At 70.9% G+C, this 18,998-nt stretch carries 17 protein-coding genes and 1 pseudogene; 12 read left to right on the forward strand and 6 right to left on the reverse strand.

Annotated features, from left to right (window positions below; all coding sequences use genetic code 11):
* Window positions 1-84 precede the first annotated feature (84 nt).
* The 5 genes from OG714_RS48895 to OG714_RS48915 all read right to left on the reverse strand — a co-directional run bounded on the left by OG714_RS48895 (window position 85) and on the right by OG714_RS48915 (window position 5,428).
* The gene (locus OG714_RS48895; RefSeq protein ID WP_406132201.1) at window positions 85-1,032 is read right to left on the reverse strand and encodes an ATP-dependent DNA ligase; all 948 of its coding nucleotides are present in this window, start codon (window positions 1,030-1,032) and stop codon (window positions 85-87) included.
* Between the two features lie 156 nt (window positions 1,033-1,188).
* Complete coding sequence (locus OG714_RS48900; protein WP_406130952.1) at window positions 1,189-1,878, reverse strand: response regulator; 690 nt, start codon at window positions 1,876-1,878, stop codon at window positions 1,189-1,191.
* Entirely contained in the window at window positions 1,875-3,338 is a 1,464-nt protein-coding gene (locus OG714_RS48905) for a sensor histidine kinase (RefSeq protein ID WP_406130953.1), read from the reverse strand. Before OG714_RS48905 ends, OG714_RS48900 begins: the two co-directional genes overlap by 4 nt.
* Window positions 3,339-3,600: 262 nt before the next feature.
* Window positions 3,601-4,245, reverse strand: coding sequence for a response regulator (locus tag OG714_RS48910; protein ID WP_406130954.1), 645 nt, complete (start codon window positions 4,243-4,245; stop codon window positions 3,601-3,603).
* A gap of 22 nt (window positions 4,246-4,267) precedes the next feature.
* Window positions 4,268-5,428: a histidine kinase gene (locus tag OG714_RS48915; RefSeq protein ID WP_406130955.1), complete on the reverse strand. Its 1,161-nt coding sequence runs from the start codon at window positions 5,426-5,428 to the stop codon at window positions 4,268-4,270.
* A gap of 178 nt (window positions 5,429-5,606) precedes the next feature.
* Here OG714_RS48915 and OG714_RS48920 point away from each other — a divergent pair, with 178 nt between their 5' ends.
* From OG714_RS48920 to OG714_RS48935, 4 genes and pseudogenes are all read left to right on the forward strand, one after another.
* Entirely contained in the window at window positions 5,607-5,789 is a 183-nt protein-coding gene (locus tag OG714_RS48920; RefSeq protein WP_406130956.1) for a hypothetical protein, read from the forward strand.
* A 642-nt stretch (window positions 5,790-6,431) separates the two neighbouring features.
* On the forward strand, window positions 6,432-7,154 hold the full coding sequence (locus tag OG714_RS48925) for a response regulator transcription factor (protein ID WP_406130957.1): 723 nt from the start codon (window positions 6,432-6,434) through the stop codon (window positions 7,152-7,154).
* A 290-nt stretch (window positions 7,155-7,444) separates the two neighbouring features.
* Complete coding sequence (locus tag OG714_RS48930) at window positions 7,445-7,627, forward strand: SDR family oxidoreductase (protein WP_406130958.1); 183 nt, start codon at window positions 7,445-7,447, stop codon at window positions 7,625-7,627.
* Between the two features lie 162 nt (window positions 7,628-7,789).
* Window positions 7,790-9,273, forward strand: a pseudogene (locus OG714_RS48935) (flavin-containing monooxygenase).
* A gap of 25 nt (window positions 9,274-9,298) precedes the next feature.
* Here the strand turns inward: OG714_RS48935 and OG714_RS48940 are convergent.
* On the reverse strand, window positions 9,299-10,207 hold the full coding sequence (locus OG714_RS48940) for an EamA family transporter (RefSeq protein ID WP_406130959.1): 909 nt from the start codon (window positions 10,205-10,207) through the stop codon (window positions 9,299-9,301).
* A 68-nt stretch (window positions 10,208-10,275) separates the two neighbouring features.
* Here OG714_RS48940 and OG714_RS48945 point away from each other — a divergent pair, with 68 nt between their 5' ends.
* The 8 genes from OG714_RS48945 to OG714_RS48980 all read left to right on the forward strand — a co-directional run bounded on the left by OG714_RS48945 (window position 10,276) and on the right by OG714_RS48980 (window position 18,965).
* Entirely contained in the window at window positions 10,276-11,130 is an 855-nt protein-coding gene (locus tag OG714_RS48945; RefSeq protein WP_406130960.1) for a LysR family transcriptional regulator, read from the forward strand.
* Between the two features lie 58 nt (window positions 11,131-11,188).
* Window positions 11,189-13,087 (forward strand): tannase/feruloyl esterase family alpha/beta hydrolase, encoded by a 1,899-nt coding sequence (locus OG714_RS48950; protein ID WP_406130961.1) that lies wholly within the window; start codon window positions 11,189-11,191, stop codon window positions 13,085-13,087.
* A gap of 164 nt (window positions 13,088-13,251) precedes the next feature.
* The gene (locus tag OG714_RS48955) at window positions 13,252-13,902 is read left to right on the forward strand and encodes a GntR family transcriptional regulator (protein ID WP_406130962.1); all 651 of its coding nucleotides are present in this window, start codon (window positions 13,252-13,254) and stop codon (window positions 13,900-13,902) included.
* A 61-nt stretch (window positions 13,903-13,963) separates the two neighbouring features.
* Window positions 13,964-14,713: a PIG-L deacetylase family protein gene (locus OG714_RS48960; RefSeq protein ID WP_019057005.1), complete on the forward strand. Its 750-nt coding sequence runs from the start codon at window positions 13,964-13,966 to the stop codon at window positions 14,711-14,713.
* 2 nt (window positions 14,714-14,715) lie between these two features.
* Complete coding sequence (locus OG714_RS48965) at window positions 14,716-15,420, forward strand: 4-carboxy-4-hydroxy-2-oxoadipate aldolase/oxaloacetate decarboxylase (RefSeq protein ID WP_406130963.1); 705 nt, start codon at window positions 14,716-14,718, stop codon at window positions 15,418-15,420.
* Window positions 15,417-16,565 carry a 4-oxalomesaconate tautomerase gene (locus OG714_RS48970; protein WP_406130964.1) on the forward strand — a complete coding sequence of 383 codons (1,149 nt, stop codon included), beginning with the start codon at window positions 15,417-15,419 and terminating at the stop codon, window positions 16,563-16,565. The genes OG714_RS48965 and OG714_RS48970 overlap by 4 nt, the downstream gene beginning before the upstream one ends.
* Entirely contained in the window at window positions 16,546-17,496 is a 951-nt protein-coding gene (locus tag OG714_RS48975; RefSeq protein ID WP_406130965.1) for a catechol 2,3-dioxygenase, read from the forward strand. Before OG714_RS48970 ends, OG714_RS48975 begins: the two co-directional genes overlap by 20 nt.
* Window positions 17,497-17,621: 125 nt before the next feature.
* Entirely contained in the window at window positions 17,622-18,965 is a 1,344-nt protein-coding gene (locus tag OG714_RS48980) for an MFS transporter (RefSeq protein ID WP_406130966.1), read from the forward strand.
* The last annotated feature ends 33 nt before the right edge of the window (window positions 18,966-18,998 follow it).

An 18,998-nucleotide genomic window follows, 5' to 3' on the forward strand; every position in this document is an offset into this window, starting at 1 on the left:
GGTGCCGACTTTCCATGTACGCGCCAAGGGGGTGGGATGTCACTTCGGTAACGGGCGGCCCAAGACTTGAGCTACGCAACTTCCTTAACGCTCGGGCAGATCCGCCGCCGACTCCTCCGGCGCGAGGTCCGGGCGCAGCCGCAGCCAGGACGGCTGGCGCAGCATCCCGGCCCGGGTACGGGTGCTGTAGCGGACCTCGCCGACCAGCCGGGGCACCACCCAGCGCGCGCCGGCCACCGGCGGTACGGGGTCGAAGGGGCACGTGTCGGTCCCGGCGGCCCGCAGCAGTACGGCGAGTTCGGCGCGCTCGGTCTCGCTCCAGCCGGTGCCGACATTGCCGACGTACCGCAGCCGGCCGGCGGTGCGCTGCCCGACGAGCACCGCACCCGGCAGACCCGTCAGGCGCCCCTTGCCGGGCACCCAGCCGCCGACGAGCACGTCCTCGCCGCGCAGGTTGCGGATCTTGACCCAGGCGCGGGAACGCACCCCGGGTTCGTACACCGAGTCCAGCCGCTTGCAGACCAGGCCCTCCAGTCCGTGCTCGCGGGTGGCCCGCAGTGCCTCGGCGCCATGTCCGGTGAGGGCGGCGGGAGTCGACCAGTACGGGCCGTCGAGACCGAGCCGCTCCAGGGCGGTGCGTCGGTCGGCGTAGGGGAGGGCGAGGAGCGGCCGGCCGAGGTGGGGGATGTCGAACAGCACGAGATGGACGGGTGTTTCGGCGGCTCGGCGCGCAGCCAGCGCCTGTGACCGGGCCAGGCCCATCCGCCCCTGGAGCAACTGGAAGTCGGCGCGGCCCTGTTCGTCCAGGGCGAGTACCTCGCCGTCGAGGATTGCCGGGGTGGTACCCAACTCGCCGCCGAGAGCGAGCAGTTCGGGGTAGGCGGCGGTGATGTCCTGGCCGGAGCGGGCTCGGAGAAGGACGCTGCCGTCGCCGGGGAGGTAGGCGAGTACGCGCTGGCCGTCCTGTTTGGTCTCGTAGGCCCACCGGGCGTCCTGGGCGGTGGGCGGGAGGGGGCCGGGGGTGGCGAGCATGGGCGGGATGTGGGGGAGGGGCGGTGGCGGGGTCACGGCACAGGTGTCGACGGGGTCGGGCGGCGGTACGCGTCTTTCGGTGCGGGTTCGCCTGAACGGGTTCGTCGAACGGCGCCGGTCCCCACGGGCGGTTCCGTCCCTTGAACAGCCGTCGGCTCAGAACTCGGGGACGGGGGTGGGCGGCGCCTGCACGAGCCCCGACTGGTAGGCCATCACGACGAGTTGGGCACGGTCGCGGGCGTCCAGCTTCGTCATGGCGCGGTGCACATGCGTGCGTACGGTCAGCGGGCTGACGTACAGCTTCTCGGCGATCTCGTCGTTGGAATCACCTTCGGCGGCCATGGCCATGATCTCGCGCTCGCGGGCGGTCAGGGCGCCGAGCCGGCCGGGCGTGGTCAGGCGGGCGCCCTGCGCGGGGGTGGCCAGGAAGCGGGTGATCAGGGTTCGGGTGGCGAGCGGGGAGAGGAGCGCCTCGCCGGACGCGACCGTGCGGATGCCGGACAGCAGCGCCTCGGCGGTCACGTCCTTGCCGAGAAAGCCGCTCGCGCCTGCCCGGAGTGCCTGTGCCACGTACTCGTCGACCTCGAAGGTGGTGAGGATGAGGACGCGGGTGTCGGACAGCGCGGGGTCGGCACAGATGGCGGTCGTGGCGGTCAGGCCGTCGGTGCCGGGCATGCGGATGTCCATCAGGACGAGATCGGGGCGGTGTTCACCGGCCAGCACGATCGCCTCGGCACCGTCGGCCGCCTCGGCGACCACCTCCATGTCCTCGCAGCTGTCGATCAGGATCCGGAAGGTGGCCCGCAGAAGGGCCTGGTCGTCGGCGAGCAGCACGCGGATGGTCATGGGGTTCCTTCTTCCGGTTCCGGGGCGCTGGGGTACAGCGGCAGCTCGGTGGAGACTTCGAAGCCGCCGTCGAGGCGGTGCCCGGCGCGCAGGACGCCGCCGACGGAGCGGGCGCGTTCGCGCATGCCGATGAGTCCGAAGCCGGGGGCGGGGGTCGGGGTGGTGATCGGTGTGGCGTTGACGCCGTCGTTGCTCTCGGTACCGTGCTCGGCCTGGCGGGTGTCGTCGACGGAACTGGCGTGCCTGCGCCGCCCGTTCAGGGCGAAGCCATGGGCTGGGGCAGGGGTGGCGACCGGCATCGCACTGGCTCCGTCGCCGCCGTCGGCGCGCCGTCCGGGCTGGAGGGCACCGCCGATGGACCTGGTGCGCTCGCGCATCCCGATCCGCCCGAAGGCCTGGCCCGGGGCCGGTGTGGCGGCAGTTGCCGTGCCCGCTCCGTCGTCCCTCACGGTGACGGTCAGTCGGTCGTAGGAGTAGCGCAGCCGTACCTGCGCCGAACGGGTCGAGGCGTGCTTGCTGACGTTGGTGAGGGCCTCCTGGACGATGCGGTACGCCGTCAGGTCCACGCCGGGTGAGAGTGGACGTGGCTCGCCCTGCGTCGTCACGGTGACCGTGAGTCCGGTGGAGGCGAACGTGCCGGTCAGTTCGGGGAGTTGGGCCAGTCCGGGGCTCGGGGCCAGGGGGGTGCCGGGGTCGTCGGGGCGGCGCAGCAGAGCGACCGTGGCCTTCATCTCGCGCAGTGCGGAGGACGTCGTACCGGCGAGTTCCGTCAGGATCTTCTGCACAGGGCCGGGGTGCGTGCGCGCCAAGTGGGCCGCGGTACCGGCCTGGGCGTGGGCCAGCGCGAGATGGTGGGCGACGACGTCGTGCAACTCCCGGGCGATACGCATCCGTTCCTCGGCCACCCGGTGCCGGGCCACCTCCTCCCGGCTGCGCTCGGCGTACTCGGCCCGCACCTGTACCGCCTCCAGATACGCGTCCCGCAGTCGGACCGCGTTCCCGGCGACGACCGGCAACAGCAGCCACGCGGCCGGGCCGACCGTCTTGAACGGCCAAGGGTGATGCACCGAGTCCACCATCGTGGCCGTGGTCACCACCAGCACCACCGAGGCGAAGAAGTAGCGGCGAGCCGTGCCGCGGGCGGTGAGAACGGCCAGCCGGTACAGGGCCAGCATCAGCGGGCCCAGTATCAGCGGGGTGAGCAAGTGGCCCAGCGCGCTTGCCCCGGCGGCGGCCACCGCCGTGACCGCGACGACCGTACGGGGACGGCTGCGCTGCCAGAACAGGGCCGCACAGGAGACCGCGGCGAGCGCGATCGTGGGGGCCACCGCGTCCGGGCGGGGACCGTTGGGGACGCCCAGTTCGCTGCCGAAGAGGAACACGGCGAACAGCAGGACGGCCGACATGGTGTCGACGGTGCGGATGTGCTCGTCCGCGTAGCGCTGCCAGCTGTGGTTCATGGGTGTCTCCGGTGGGGCTCCTGGGACCATGGCCGGCGGCGCCGGAGGGGGACGAACCGGCCCGGTCGACGAAGGAGAGCAGCCACAGGACGGGGTGCTCCCCATCTGTTCGCGGGGACCGACCCAGCTTCCCGGCCGGACCCCCGCCCCGTCGTCGTACGGCTGCCGACAATCGCGGCTGCTGCCCCCGCAGATCGCCGCTACTGAGAACGCAGTACACGCCGCCGGCCGTGTCATCCCCGGGCACGACCGGCCGCGCGCGTCACACGTTCTGCAGGTACGCCAGCACGGCCAGTACCCGGCGGTGTCCGCTGTCGCTCGGCGGCAGGCTCAGCTTCAGGAACACGTTGCCGATGTGCTTGCTGACCGCGCGTTCCGTGACGACCAGGGTCTTGGCGATCGTCGTGTTGTCGTGGCCCTCCGCCATCAGCTTCAGCACCTCGCGCTCACGCGGGGTCAGCGAGTCCAGCGGTGAATTGCGGCGCCGGGTGAGCAGTTCGGTGACCACCTCGGGGTCCAGTGCCGTACCGCCGGCCGCCACCCGGTCCAGCGCGTCGAGGAACTCGTCCACGCGGCCGATCCGGTCCTTGAGGAGATAGCCGACCCCGCTCGCCCCGACGCCCAACAGCTGGGCGGCGTACGACTCCTCGACGTACTGCGACAGCACCAGCACCGGCAGCCCGGGGATGCGTTCCCGCGCTTCGAGGGCGGCCCGCAGGCCCTCGTCGCGGAAGCCCGGCGGCATCCGCACATCGAGCACGGCCACGTCCGGCCGGTGTTCGAGCAGCGCGGGCAGCACCTCGGGTCCGCTGCCCGCGACGGCCACCACCTCGTGCCCGGCCGACGTCAGCAGCAGGACCAGACCCTCCCTGAGCAGGGCGTTGTCCTCGGCGAGCACCACTCTCACGACAGTTCCGCCTCAACTACGCTCACCAGACGCATGGCAGCTCCACTTCGATCACGGTAGGTCCCCCCACGGGGCTGGTCACAGTCACACCGCCGTCGAGCGCGGCCACCCGGCGCTGCATGCCCAGCAGCCCCGAACCCCCGGCTTCGTCGGCTCCGCCCCGCCCCTCGTCACGCACCCGGACACGCAGTCCGGTGCGGGCGCGGGCGAGATGGACGTCGGCGCGGTCGGCGCCGCTGTACTTGGCCGCGTTGGTCAGCGACTCGGCGATCACGAAGTACGCGGCCGCCTCCACCGCCGCCGGGGCGCGCGGCCCGTCGTGCCCGTCGGTCAGCCCGTCCACGGTCACGGTGACGGAGAGCGCGCTGCTGGCGGCGAGCGCGCGCACCGCGCCGACCAGGCCGCGGTCGGTGAGGATCGGCGGATGGATCGCGCGCACCACGTGCCGCAGATCCGTCAGCGCCTCCTCGGCCAGCGTCTGCGCGTCGTCGAGCATCCTGCGCGCCGCCGCCGGGTCCTGGTCGTAGGCCCGCTTGGCGAGACCGATCCGCATGGAGAGCGAGACCAGCCGCGCCTGGGTCCCGTCGTGCAGGTCGCGTTCGATCCGGCGCAGTTCGGCCCCGTGCGCGGCGATCGCGCCCGCCCGGGTCTGCACCAACTCCTCGACCCGTACGGCCAGTCGGGCCTTCGGTGAGGGCTTCAGCAGGACGGTGGACCAGTACGCGTCGAGATCCGCCAGCCTGGTGATCAACGGCAGGACGACGGCCCGGCGGCGCAGCAGCCCGCACCACAGTCCGTCGACGACCAGACCCAGCGGCCACAACGGCAGCATCAGCACGGGCAGCGTGCCGTAGGCGTAGTAGGCGACCATCCAGCGGAAGTCGGTCAGCGTGCCCGGGTCGCGGACCGCCGTGCGCACCCGCTCCCGCACGGTGCCGGTCAGCGGCTGGTACGCCTCGGGGATCTTCCGGCCCGTCCACGCGCCAGCCTGCTGCCGCTTGGCCCCGGCGATCCGCCGTATCAGCAGCACCGTCTCGGGCAGCATGAACGCGCCGACCACCGCGGCCGTGGCGATCGCGGTGATCAGGAGCACGGTGATGAAGATGTACGACCCGAAGGCCATCGCGGCGGAGACGACCAGCTGGACTGTCGCCCGGGCGGCCTGCCGCACGGTTGCGCGCATGAAGATCAGGTTAGGCGCATCTGTCATGGTCCGGGGGAGCGGACCGCCCGGCACGGGTGTAGCGCGCTCCACCGCGGGTCCGGGAGATCGCTCCCTCGTGGCGTCGGGCGGACGACGGAATCGTTGAGGCAACACGTCAGCCAAGATCCAAGTCTTCTCGATCCGGAGGAAACCACCCATGACGCCCCTGCTCGCGTCGAGACCCGTGCTGTGGTTCCTGTTCCTGTTCAACCTGCTCGTCGCCACGGCCGCGCCCTTCGTCACCGACGGGGCGCAGGCCGTCCTGACCGCCGTGGGCATGGGTGTGGTCTCGCTGGGAGCGGGCGTCAGTCTGTTCCGGACCCGCCGGAAGCAGGCCTGACGACCGCAGGCCTCCGGGCTGCTGGTCGAACGAGACGACGACCTTCTCCGCGCCCTCTGGCGTCAACGCCGACTCGACGGCACGCTCGGCCTCCGCGAACGGGACACGATGGCTGATCAGCCGGGCGAACCTCTCGTGGCGCTCGACGAGTTGGCTGGTGCCCCCGAAGTACGGGTCCTTCAGCGGTACGGAATCCGAACCGTCGCCGCCCCGGTGGACCGCGACCGCGGCGCCGAACGCACCGCGGGCAAGGACTTCGGCCGGCCCTGCTTGTACGGAGGTCTTCATGGAGGGGTCCTGTCGTTCCTGTCGGGTGGGTCCCGTGCCACGGCGTCGCACGACCTGTACGCCGGGCACGGGGAAGAAGCTTTGTCCCGGACCCGGCGCCGATCCGGGGGAGTGGCCGGCGGCCGGGTCCGGGACAGCGCCGACCCCCGTCCCCACGGGTTCGGCGCGGGGGCCGTCCTCCGCTCAAGGCGGCCCCGGTTCTGGTGAGCGAGGGCTCAGTCGTGCTCCTGACTCCTGTCGGCCCACGCTGACGGCGGGCTTCCTTGAGTTAGGCAAGCGTATCTGACTTACTTGAGTCAAGCAATCGAATGTATATTGCTTGAGTCAGGCAAGCAGCACGCTAGGATGGCGCTCATGTCCACGTACGGCAGCATCGGTGAGGCACGATCACCCGCCCGCGGTGGCGGGCAGCATCTGCTCGTCGCCGTGGACGAGCCGGACAACGCCGAACTCCTTTCCACGACGCTGGAGTTGGCGGGATACCACATCAGGACGGCGGGCAACGGCACCGAGGTGGTGTCGCGACTCGCGGAGCAGCGCTTCGAACTGGTCGTCATCGACGCGGAGTTGCCCGAGATGGACGCCCTCGCGCACGGCCGCCGACTCGTCACGCACCGCCCGCCCGTCCTCCTGCTCACCGGCTGGGACGCCCTCGACAAGCTGCTGCCCGAACTGGGCGCGGGGGAGCGGGACTATGTCACCAAGCCCTTCCGGATCGCCGAAGTGCTCGCCCGTATCCAGGTGTTGCTGCGTGGCCGGGGCGGCGGACGGGACGGCGCGCTGCACTACGCCGACCTCGTCCTGGACGACACCACCTGTCAGGCGCGGCGCGGACGACGCACCCTCGATCTCACGCCCGCGGAGTACCGGCTGCTGCGCCACCTCCTCGTCAACGCGCACAAGGTGCTGTCCAAGGAGCAGATCAGCCGCTATGTCTGGGGCGACTTCCGCGGCGACAACGCGATGGAGCAGCTCGTCTCCCGCCTCCGGCGCAAGGTGGACCAGGAGGCCGCCGCGCTCATCCACACCCGCCGGGGCTTCGGCTACTGGCTCGGGCGGGCGGCCGGCGAGGGGTGAGGGTGTGAGCGCCCCGCCGGGGGAGTTCCGAGGGGTTCGCGGAGCAAATAGGTACACCCTGTGAAACGGGGTGCGGGGCGGTGTCACGGTGACGTGGTGCCGCCCTTTTCCCGTTGTGTTCGCGAGTCGGTGGCGTCATGTCCCGGGTGGTCAACTCGCTTGTAATTCACCTGAGTTGACCCTCCCTGACATCTCTGTCCGGTTCATGGCAACAGCGTCGACATGTGATCTGGGCCACGTCAGGTTGTTGTCAGGGAACTGACCGGAACGAGTCAGCCCGCTCTGTTTGCATGTGCTCATCGAGGCCTCGATCCCAGATCGACGACTGCGGAGCGCGCCGCACCGGCACACCCGGCGAGATCGCCGACGCGGTGGCCTTCCTCACCGGCCCGCAGGCCCAGTTCATCACCGGCACCGACCTGCTCGTCGACGGCGGGCAGGCCGCCTGGGTCCGCCGGCACATGCGGCACTGACCGTCCCGCCCCGGACGCCGGCCACCCCACGGACACCGGCGTCCGGCCTGTCGTACCGCATCGCACCCCTCGACGACCGAGACGACCGAGACGACCGAGACGACTGAGAGGACTGAGAGGACTGAGAGGACTGAGAGGACTGAGAGGACTGAGAGGACCAGCATGTCCGTCACCCCCCACACCGGCCTCGACTTGGACCCGGAGACGCTGCGCGCCACGTACCGCGCCGAGCGCGACCGCCGGATCCGCCCGGACGGCAGCGCCCAATACCGGGGCGCCACCGGCGAGTTCGGCTACTACGCGGACGACCCCTACGCCGACACCGACCTCACCCGCGAACCCCTCGACGACCGGGTCGAGGTCGCGATCGTCGTCGTCGGCGGCTTCGGCGGGCTGCTCGCCGCCGCGCGGCTGCGCCAGGCCGGTGTCCAGGACATCCGGGTGATCGAGAAGGGCGGTGATTTCGGCGGCACTTGGTACTGGAACCGCTATCCCGGCATCCACTGCGACATCGAGTCGTACATCTACATGCCGCTGCTGGAGGAGGTCGGCCAGATCCCCGGGTGGAAGTACGCGCCGGGGGAGGAGATCCGCCGGCACGCGCGGGCGATCGGGCGGCACTTCGACCTCTACCGGGACGCCTGCTTCCATACCCAGGTCACCGAACTCACCTGGGACGAGGACGAGTTGTAGTGGCTCGTCGCCACCGACCGGGGCGACCGCATCAAGGCCCGGTACGTGATCGTCGCGCTCGGCACCCTCAGCCGCCCCAAACTGCCCGGCATCCCGGGGATGGAGACCTTCCGGGGCCACACCTTCCACACCAGCCGCTGGGACTACGGCTACACCGGCGGCGACGCGGACGGCGGCCTGACCGGGCTCGCCGACAAGTGCGTCGGACTCATCGGCACCGGCGCGACCGCGATCCAGATCGTGCCCCATCTCGGGCGCGACGCGCGGCAGTTGTACGTGTTCCAGCGCACCCCATCCTCCGTCGACGTACGCGGGAACCGGCGCACCGATCCGGAGTTCGCCCAGACGCTCAGCCCCGGCTGGCAGCGGCGCCGAAGGGACAACTTCCTCGCGCACGTGGCCGGTGGGGGCGCGGCCGAGGACCTGGTCGACGACGGCTGGACCACAAGTGCCGCGCTGCTGCGGACGTTTCTGTCCGGGAGCGGCTCGGCGGCGGACTCGGCGGACACGGCCGAGGCCGCCGACTTCCGGAAGATGAACGAGCTGCGCGCCCGGGTGGACGCGCTCGTCGAGGACCCGGCGACCGCCGAAGCGCTCACGGCTTCCCGAACCTGTTCCAGTTCAACTCGGTCCAGAGCGCCTCCGCCGTGAACATGGTCCACATCCTCGACGAACGCGCCACCCACGTCGCCGGCGTCGTCACCGAGGCCGCAAGCGCCGGGCACGCTACGTCGAGCCCACCGTCGACGCGGAGACGGCGTGGATCGCCACGATCCGCGAAAAGGCGCAGGACACCTACGCGTTCCTCGCCGAGTGCACCCCCGGCTACTTACAACAACGAGGGCAAGCCTTCCGAGCGCAGCGAGTCGTACGGCGGCGGCCCCATCGAGTTCCACGCGCTGCTCAGGGAGTGGCGGGAGGACAGCGACATGGGCGACATCCTCGCCGAGTGACACGGGCGGGCGGGCTTGTGCCGTCTCAGTCCCTGGACGTGAGAATGCTCAGCGCGTTCGCGGCCACGACGGCACCGATGCCCGCCCACTCCGCCCAGCCAAGCCGCTGCCCGAGGCCGATCCACCCGACCACGGCGGCGAGCACGGGGTTGACGCTCATGAACAGTCCGAAGGCCGGAGCCGGCACGCGGCGCAGCGTGAACAGATCGGCCAGATACGGCACCGCCGACGACAGCACCCCGGCCGCCACCGCACACGCGGCCGCCGTGAGGGTCGGCGGGTGCCGGACCGCGACGACGATCCCGACCGGCAGGAACATCAGCGCGGACACCCCGGCCGCCGCAGCCGATCCCTGCGCTCCGGGTATGCGCCTGCCGACGGTCCGGTTGAGCAGGATGTACGACGCCCAGCACAAGGCGGCCAGCAGCCCGAGGCCCATGCCCGGATAGTCGGCCGAGGGGCGCGGCCGCATCAGCGTCACCACGCCCGCCACCGCGATCAGCGCACAACAGGCGTCCACACGGCGCCGGGTCGCGGCCAGCGCGATGGACAGCGGACCCAGGAACTCCAGCGTCACCGCCAGGCCGAGGCCGACCCGGTCGATGGCGGTGTAGAGGGACAGGTTCATCGTCCCGAACACCACGGCCAGCAGCAGCACCGGCCACCACTGCCGCCAGGTGAACTCCCGCAACCGGGGCCTGCCCACCGCGAACAGGACGGCGGCGGCGACGTACTGGCGCACCGCGACGACCCCCACGGGCCCGATGACCGGGAAGGCGAGCGAGCCGATCGCCGCGCCGAGCTGGTTGGAGAGCCCGCTGCCGGCCATGGTGGCGACCCCGACGAGGCCCACGCGGGACGGTTGCGGGGTGACAAGTTCCGCGGCGGGCAGGGGAGTTGAAGTGGCGGTGCGTGCGGGGGCGACTTCAGGCATGGTCCGATCGTGCGCCTCGTCGGCACTTGCGCAAAATGCAACAGCCTGACGATCTATACGATTGAGTCATGGATATGGAGCTGAGGCAGTTGCGGTGTCTCGTCGCGATCGTCGACGAGGGCACCTTCACGGATGCCGCCGCCGCGCTCGGCGTCTCCCAGGCGGCCGTCTCCCGCACCCTCGCCTCGCTCGAACGCGCCCTGGGCGTACGGCTGTTGAGGCGCACCTCGCGGTCGGTGACTCCCACCGGCACCGGGCTGCGGGTGGTCGCACACGCCCGGCGGGTCCTCGCCGAGGTCGACGACCTCGTCCGGGACGCCACCTCCGGCCACGCCCATCTGCGCGTCGGCTACGCCTGGTCGGCGCTCGGCCGGCACACGCTGCCCTTCCAGCGCCGCTGGAGCCGGGCGCACCCGGAGACCGACCTGCACCTGGTCCGCGTCAACTCGGCCACCTCCGGTCTCGGGGAGGGCGCCTGCGAACTCGCCGTGGTCCGCAGGCCGTTGGACGACCGGCGGTTCGAGTCGGCCATCGTCGGGCTGGAGCGACGACTGTGCGCGATGGCCTCCGACGACCCCCTCGCCCGGCGCCGCTCGGTCCGCCTGGCCGACCTCGCGGGGCGCACCCTCCTCGTCGACCGCCGTACCGGCACCACGACCGCCGACCTGTGGCCGCCCGACTCGCGCCCGGCCACCGAGGACACCCACGACGTGGACGACTGGCTCACCGTCATCGCCACCGGCCGCAGCGTCGGCATGACGGCGGAGTCGACCGCCAACCAGTACCCACGGCCCGGAGTCGTCTACCGCCCGGTGCGCGACGGCGAGCCCGTCGCCGTACGGCTCGCCTGGTGGAAGGACGACCCGCATCCCGCCACCCAGGCCGTGCTGGAACTGCTCACCGCGCTCTACCGCGAGGCCTGAGTCACCCTTGTGGCCCACGGCGGTGGCCTCCCGCCTGGGCCGACTCGACGCTGACACCATGAGCCCTGGTCCTGCCCACTCGTCGCAGCGGACGAGGATCGTCATCCTGGTGGCCGTCGTCGCCGCGGCCCTCGTCACCGGCCTCGCGCTGCTGCCCGACACGTTCTCGGCGGACGCCGACGCGAACGTCACAAAGGTGTCCATCGGCCGCGCCGCCACCGGCGACGTGGGCAGGAACCTGCCGGTCACCAGACCGAGGATCTCCTGCGCCGACCTGCTGAAGAAGGACTTCGGCGCCCTCGACGACGCGGCGACGTCCGTGGCCTCGGCGAGCGTGGTGGCCAAGGGCGACGCGAACGCGTACGAGTACTGCGACGTCAAGGGCACCATCGCCCCGCAGATCCAGTTCGAGCTGCGGCTGCCGACGCGGACGTACCGCCAGCGCTACCTCCAGGAGGGCTGCGGCGGCTACTGCGGCATGGTCGGCGTCAGCGCCCAGCCCGCCGCCTCCACCGGCTGCGCCCCCGTCACCGACGGCTCCTTCGCCCTCGGCCAGGACGACCAGGGTCACGTCTCCACCTCCGGCACGGGCGGCGGCTCCGCCGAGGTCTGGGCGACGAACCCGCAGCTCAAGGTGGACTTCGGCTACCGCTCCGAGCACGCCCTCGCCACCGCCGCCAAGGCGATCACCAAGGCGTTCTACGGCGCCGAGCCGACGTACTCCTACTACGACGGCTGCTCGGACGGCGGGCGCGAGACGCTGATGGAGGTGCAGCGCTACCCCGGCGACTTCAGTGCCGCCCTGGTCGGCGCCCCGGCCTTCAACCAGACCGCGCTCAACGCGATGCAGGAGGCCTACCTCGCCACGATCGACTTCCGCGCGGACGGCTCGACGATCCTGCCCGCCTCGAAGCTCGGCATGCTGCACAAGGCCGTCCTCGCGAAGTGCGCCGACCCCAAGCTGAACAACGGCCTCATCCAGGACCCGGCGACCTGCGTCTTCGCCCCGGCGAGTCTCAAGTGCGCCGACAACAAGGACAGTTCGAGCTGCCTCACCACCGAGCAGGCCGACGTCGTGCGGAAGGCGTACGCGGGCGTGACCGCCCCGGACGGCACTCATCTCTACACCGGCGGCCAGCCCTACGGCTCCGAGACCGCCTGGGAGGGGCTGTTCATCCCGAAGGCCGGCCAGGGGCAGAGTTCGGTCCAGCTGTACGGGATCGGGCTCGGGTTCCTGCGCTGGGTCGGGAAGTGGGAGGCCGATCCCACGCTGAAGCTCGACGCGTCGCTGTTCACCGTGGACACCTTCAAGGCCTATCAGCGTGAGGTCTCCGGGATCTACGACGCCACCGACCCCGACCTCACCAAGTTCCAGGAGGCGGGCGGCAAGCTGATCCAGTGGCACGGGCTGACCGACCCCAACATCCCGCCCACCGGCACCCGGGCCTACCGCCAGGCCGTGATCGACACCATGGGGCAGGACAGGGCCGACGACTTCTACCGCCTGTACCTGTTCCCGGGCGTCAACCACTGCGGCGGCGGTGACGGGCCCGACAGCTTCGACCTGCTGAGCCAGCTGATCTCCTGGCGGGAGACCGGCAAGACCCCCGGCGCCGTCATCGCGTCCAGGACCAGCGGCGGCAGCGAGCCCGGGGGACCGGCCGGCGGGCAGCTCGGCGGCGGCGACACCAAAGCCACCAAGGACACCAAGGCTTCTGCGAGTGCGAGCAGCACCGCGGCCACCGTCGAGTACACGCGGCCCGTCCACCCGTACCCGCAACTCGTCGCCTACGACGGTTCGGGCGACAAGAAGGACGCCGCCAACTACCGCGCCTACACCCCCGACAAGCTGCCCGACGACCACTACAAGTGGGCCGGCTCCTTCACCTCCGGCTACCAGGAGTGGTGCGGGATGAAGGACGGCAGGTCGATGAGCTGCACCCGTCACGAGCCGTAGAAGAAGGCGGTTCACTGCCCGTCCATGGCCGGTCCATGGGCGGGCAGTGGCGTGTCTGCGATACATATGGGCAGAAGCATGCCTGCAATACGGCGGACAAAATTGTTGACAATCTTGTTTGGCTAGATTTAGGTTCGACAGGCACTCACTCAGGGAGGGCAACGATGCCGAAAGAAGCCCGTCCGAGCACCGGGGAGCAGGCCAAGCAGCATGCGCTCACGCAGCTGCGGCAGGCGATCCTGCAGGGCGACATGGCACCGGCACAGCGGTTGGTGGAGAACGAACTCGCCGAGCAGTTCGATGTGACGCGGGCCAGCATCCGCGCGGCGCTGATCGACCTGGCGGCCGAGGGACTGGTCGAGCGGATCCGCAACCGGGGTTCCCGGGTGCGGGTGGTGACCGTGGAGGAGGCGGTCGCCATCACGGAGTGCCGCATGGTCCTGGAGGGGCTGTGCGCGGCCAAGGCTGCCGTCGCGGCCAGCGACGAGCAGCTGACCGCACTGACGGACCTGGGCCGGGCCATGACCAAGGCCGTGGCCGACGGCGAGCCGGTCACCTACTCCGAGCTCAACAGTGAACTCCACTACAAGGTGCGGGAGTTCTCCGGCCAGCAGACGGCCGTGACCCTGCTGGAGCGGCTCAACGCCCAACTGGTGCGTCACCGCTTCCAGTTGGCGCTGCGGCCGGGGCGTCCGCAGCAGTCCCTGAGTCAGCATCTGGCGATGATCGAGGCGATCACGGCCAGGGACCCACAGGCGGCCGAGGCGGCCGTCCGCGCCCATCTCACCAGTGTGATCGAGGCGTTGCGCGACTGACGCGCGGCGCAGCGGCACACCTGGGGCGGGCGCACACCTGTCCACCAAGGAGATTCGAGTCATGACGCACGGCAACGCGCCCGCCACCCCACGATCGACACTCGTCGTCACGGCGCACGCCGGGGACTTCGTCTGGCGGGCCGGCGGAGCCATCGCCCTGGCCGCCGCCCGCGGCGAGAAGGTCACCATCGCCTGTCTGACCTTCGGCGAGCGCGGCGAGTCCGCCAAGGCCTGGCGCGAGGGCAAGAAGCTGGACGAGATCAAGGCGATACGCCGGGACGAGGCCGAGCGTGCCGCGGCCACCCTCGGTGCCGAGGTGCGCTTCTTCGACGCGGGCGACTATCCCCTGGTCGCCACCGCCGAGTTGACCGACAAGCTCGTCGAGGTATACCGCGCCACCCAGCCGGACGTCGTGCTCACCCACCCCACCGAGGACCCGTACAACGGCGACCACCCGGCCGCCAACCGGATGGCGCTGGAGGCCCGCGTCCTCGCGCAGGCCATCGGCTATCCCGGCGAGGGCGAGATCATCGGCGCCCCGCCGGTCTTCTACTTCGAGCCCCACCAGCCCGAGATGAGCGGCTTCAAGCCCGAGGTCCTCCTCGACATCACCGAGGTGTGGGACACCAAGCGCAAGGCGATGGAGTGCCTCGGCGCCCAGCAGCACCTGTGGGACTACTACACCGACCTGGCCGTACGCCGAGGCGTCCAGCTCAAGCGCAACGCCGGCCCGAACCTGGGCCTGGCCCACAAGACCATGGCCGAGGCGTACATGCGCCCGTACCCGCAGATCGCGAAGGAGCTGGCATAACGATGGGCGGCGTGATCGTCACCAACCCCCCGAAGGCCGACGCGAAGGACGTCGAGGCGCTCGCCGCCTTCGGTGTGGCCACCCTCAGCGAGGCCATGGGCCGCACCGGTCTGCTCGGACCGTCGATCCGCCCTGTCCAGCAGGGAGTTCGGGTCGCGGGCACCGCGGTCACCGTGCTCAGCTGGCCCGGCGACAACCTCATGATCCACGCGGCCGTCGAGCAGTGCGGCGAGGGCGACATCCTGGTCGTCACCACCACCTCCCCGTGCACGGACGGCCTGTTCGGCGAACTCTTCGCCACGGCACTCCAGAAGCGCGGGGTGCGCGGAGTCGTCCTGAACACGGGCGTCCGCGACACCCAGGAACTGCGCGACATGGGGTTCGCCGCCTGGTCCCGCGCCGTCTCCTCGCAGGGCACCGTCAAGGCCACCGGCGGCTCGGTCAACGTGCCCATCGCCATCGACGGCCAGGCCGTCCGCCCCGGTGACGTGATCGTCGCCGACGACGACGGCGTGGTGGTCGTCCCGCGCGAGAAGGCCCGCGAGACCGCCGAGAGGTCACAGGCCCGCGAGGCCAAGGAGGCCGCCACCCGCGCAGCCTTCCTGGAGGGCCAACTCGGCCTGGACCGCTACGGGTTGCGCGACACCCTCAAGCAACTCGGCGTCGAGTACCGGTCGTACGAGGAGTACACCGGAGCCGGGTCGTGACCGGGCCCGCGGAGGTGCGCTGCATGCTGATGCGGGGCGGCACCTCCAAGGGCGCCTACTTCCTGGCCGAGGACCTCCCCGCCGACCCGGCCGAGCGCGACGACCTGCTGCTGCGCGTCATGGGCAGCCCCGACCCGCGCCAGATCGACGGCCTGGGCGGCGCCCACCCGCTGACCAGCAAGGTGGCCGTGGTCTCCGCCTCGGCCGACCCCGAGGCCGACGTCGACTACCTGTTCCTGCAAGTCGCCGTCGAGCGCCCCGAGGTGACGGATCGTCAGAACTGCGGGAACCTCCTTGCCGGAGTGGGCCCGTTCGCCGTGGAGCGGGGGCTCGTGGCCCCCGGTGACGACGAGACGTCCGTCCGCATCCGCATGCTCAACACCGGGGAACTGGCGATCGCGAGCTTCCCCACTCCGGGCAGGCGTGTCGACTACACCGGCACCGCGGAGATATCCGGCGTGCCCGGCACGGCGGCACCGGTGGTGATCGAATTCCCGCAGGGCGCGAACCCGTTGCTGCCGACGGGCCGTATCCGTGACGTGATCGCCGGCGCCGAGGTGACGTGCGTCGACAACGGCATGCCGGTCGTCCTGATCCCGGCCACCGCGCTGGACGTCACGGGCTACGAGACGCCCACCGACCTGGAGGAGAACGCCACTCTCGCCGCCCGCCTCCGGGAGATCCGCCTGGCCGCCGGAGAGCTGATGGGCCTCGGTGACGTCGAGCACACCACGATCCCCAAGCTCAGCCTGCTCGCACCGCCCACGGACGGCGGCGCGGTGATGACCCGCACCTTCATCCCGGTGCGCTGCCACACCTCCATCGGCGTCCTGGGCGCCGCGAGCGTGGCGGCGGGCCTCCTGGTCCCCGGCGGGGTGGGGGAGGGCATCGCGAACACAACCCCACAAAGTGACCGAATTCGCATCGAGCATCCCAGCGGATTCCTGGACATCGAAACTAGCGTGGGCGCCGGATCCGAGGGTTCCGCTCCCGTGGTCCGCAGAACCGCGGTCGTACGCACCGCGCGCAAGATCTTCGACGGCACGGTCTTCCCCCGGCCAGCCGACATCGCACCGACCGACACCGCCCCGACTCCCGCTCCCGCACGCCCCCTTGGAGGCAACGATGGCTCCGCCGCTCGGTGACATCGCCCATATCGGCCACGCCCAGCTCTTCACCCCGGACCTGGACGCCAGTGTCGCCTTCTTCACCGACTACCTGGGCCTCACCGTCAACGGCCAGGACGGCGACACCGTCTACCTCCGCACCTACGACGACTACGAGCACCACAGCCTGGTCCTCACCGCCCGCGCACGGCCCGGCCTCGGCCGGCTCGCCCTGCGCACCTCCGGCGAGGAGGCCCTCCAGCGCCGTATCGAGGCGATCGAGGAGGCGGGCGGCACCGGCAGGTGGGTCGAGGACGAACCCGGGCTCGGCAAGCTCTACGTCACCACCGACCCGGACGGCCACGAGCACGCCCTGTACTGGGAGAGCGAGTACTACCAGGCCCCCGACGGGCTGAAGCCGGCCCTGAAGAACCAGCCGCAGGCCAAGCCCAACCGGGGCGTCGGCGTACGGCGGCTGGACCACATCAACTTCCTCGCCGCGGACGTGCTGTCCAGCGCCGAGTTCCAGCAACAGGTGCTGGGCGCCCGGCCGACGGAGCAGATCCGGCTCAACAGCGGCCGGATCGCGGCGCGTTGGCTGACGTACACGAACAAGTCGTACGACGTCGTCTACACCGAGGACTGGACCGGTTCGACCGGGCGGCTGCACCACATCGCCTTCGCGACCGACACCCGCGAGGACATCCTGCGCGCGGCCGATCTCGCCATCGACACCGGTGTGTTCATCGAGACGGGCCCGCACAAGCACGCCATCCAGCAGACGTTCTTCCTCTACGTCTACGAGCCCGGCGGCAACCGCATCGAACTGTGCAACCCGCTCACCCGGCTCGTCCTGGCCCCCGACTGGCCGCTGATCACGTGGACCGAGGAGGAGCGGAAGAAGGGGCAGGCCTGGGGCCTGAAGACCATCGAGTCCTTCCACACGCACGGGACTCCGCCGGTCGCCTGAGCGACGCGCGGGGCCCACCGGAGCCACCCTCACGCGATTGTCGATGAGATTGTTGACAAAAACGTTGACTATCCAGGGGGTGGCTCCTTAGCGTCTAGCGCACCAAGCACGAGAGGTAACCAACGATGTCTTCCTCCCCCTCCTCATCCCCGTCGCCGGCCGTGTCCGCGCGCGCCGGCAGACTGGCCCTCCTGGTCATCGGTCTGTGCTGGCTGGCCGTGCTCTTCGACGGCCTCGACATGTTCATCTACGGCTCGGTGCTGCCGCACCTGCTGGAGACGAAGACCTTCGGTCTCACCGCGGACCAGGCCGGCGACCTCGGCAGCTACGCCACCTTCGGCATGCTGGTGGGCGCCCTCACCGCGGGCACGGTCGCGGACCGGATCGGCCGCAAGCAGCTGATGATCGGCTGCGTGACGCTCTTCTCGCTCGCCTCCGGCATCTGCGCGATGTCGGGCAGCGTCGAGGTCTTCGGCCTCGGCCGCACGCTCGCCGGCGTCGGCCTGGGTGGTCTGCTGCCCACCGCGATCAGCATGGTCTCCGACTACGCCCCGCGCGGCCGGACCGCCCTCACCATCGGCATGCTGATGACCGCCCACCACGCCGGCGGCATCCTCTCCGCCTACGTGGCCAAGTGGCTGGTGGAGCCGGTCGGCTGGCGCGCCGCCTTCTGGGTCTGCGTCCTCCCGCTGCTCTTCGTCCCGGTGCTGCTGAAGTTCCTGCCCGAGTCGCTGAGCTTCCTCGTCGCCAAGGGCCGCACCGACGAGGCCCACGCCCTCGCCGAGCGCTTCGAGGTCCAACTGCCCGCCGCGGCGGGCAAGAAGACCGCGGCCGACCGCTGGGACGCCCTGCTCACCCTCTTCCGCGGCGGCGAACGGCTCCAGACCCTGCTCTACTGGCTGGCCTCCTTCGGCGGCCTGCTCCTCGTCTACGGCGTCGCCACCTGGCTGCCCACCCTGATGCGCGCCGAGGGCTACGAGCTGGCCAACGCTCTCACCTTTGTCGTGGTGTTCAACCTCGGCGGCATCGTGGGCATGCTCGTCGCCGGACGCGCCGCCGACCGCTTCGGCGCCCCGCGCATCTCGGCGATCTGGTTCGCGCTCACCGCCGTGGGCGTCTTCCTGCTCGGTGTCCACATGAACCAGGCCGTGACGATGCTGGTGGTCTTCCTCACCGGCGTCTTCCTCAACAGCGCCCAGACGATGATCTACGCGACCGTCTCGATCCGTTCCACCCCGGACAACCGTGCCACCGCGGTCGGCTGGACCTCCGGCATGGGCCGCTTCGGCGCCGTCTTCGGCCCGTGGCTCGGCGGCCAGCTGCTCGCCTCGGGCAACGGCGACTGGGGCTTCACGTCCTTCGCCATCGCCGGTCTGTCGTCCATGGTGTTCATCGGTATCGCGGCGCTGCGCAGCTCGAAGCAGACCGAACGGACCGGCGCGGAGCAGGAGTTGGTCGGCACCCACTGACCGGCGAGAGCGCACATGGACAGGACCGGACGC

Source organism: Streptomyces sp. NBC_00989, assembly GCF_045162655.1.
In the GTDB taxonomy this organism is placed as follows: Bacteria; Actinomycetota; Actinomycetes; order Streptomycetales; family Streptomycetaceae; genus Streptomyces.

Coding starts and splice junctions, on each gene's coding strand:
- OG714_RS48940 (WP_406130959.1), bottom strand. CDS start 10,207: ATGCCTGAAGTCGCCCCCGCACGCACCGCCACTTCAACTCCCCTGCCC.
- OG714_RS48900 (WP_406130952.1), bottom strand. CDS start 1,878: ATGACCATCCGCGTGCTGCTCGCCGACGACCAGGCCCTTCTGCGGGCC.
- OG714_RS48930 (WP_406130958.1), top strand. CDS start 7,445: ATGTGCTCATCGAGGCCTCGATCCCAGATCGACGACTGCGGAGCGCGC.
- OG714_RS48975 (WP_406130965.1), top strand. CDS start 16,546: ATGGCTCCGCCGCTCGGTGACATCGCCCATATCGGCCACGCCCAGCTC.
- OG714_RS48980 (WP_406130966.1), top strand. CDS start 17,622: ATGTCTTCCTCCCCCTCCTCATCCCCGTCGCCGGCCGTGTCCGCGCGC.
- OG714_RS48925 (WP_406130957.1), top strand. CDS start 6,432: ATGTCCACGTACGGCAGCATCGGTGAGGCACGATCACCCGCCCGCGGT.
- OG714_RS48905 (WP_406130953.1), bottom strand. CDS start 3,338: ATGAACCACAGCTGGCAGCGCTACGCGGACGAGCACATCCGCACCGTC.
- OG714_RS48965 (WP_406130963.1), top strand. CDS start 14,716: ATGGGCGGCGTGATCGTCACCAACCCCCCGAAGGCCGACGCGAAGGAC.
- OG714_RS48960 (WP_019057005.1), top strand. CDS start 13,964: ATGACGCACGGCAACGCGCCCGCCACCCCACGATCGACACTCGTCGTC.
- OG714_RS48915 (WP_406130955.1), bottom strand. CDS start 5,428: ATGCGCGCAACCGTGCGGCAGGCCGCCCGGGCGACAGTCCAGCTGGTC.
- OG714_RS48920 (WP_406130956.1), top strand. CDS start 5,607: ATGACGCCCCTGCTCGCGTCGAGACCCGTGCTGTGGTTCCTGTTCCTG.
- OG714_RS48945 (WP_406130960.1), top strand. CDS start 10,276: ATGGATATGGAGCTGAGGCAGTTGCGGTGTCTCGTCGCGATCGTCGAC.
- OG714_RS48950 (WP_406130961.1), top strand. CDS start 11,189: ATGAGCCCTGGTCCTGCCCACTCGTCGCAGCGGACGAGGATCGTCATC.
- OG714_RS48895 (WP_406132201.1), bottom strand. CDS start 1,032: ATGCTCGCCACCCCCGGCCCCCTCCCGCCCACCGCCCAGGACGCCCGG.
- OG714_RS48955 (WP_406130962.1), top strand. CDS start 13,252: ATGCCGAAAGAAGCCCGTCCGAGCACCGGGGAGCAGGCCAAGCAGCAT.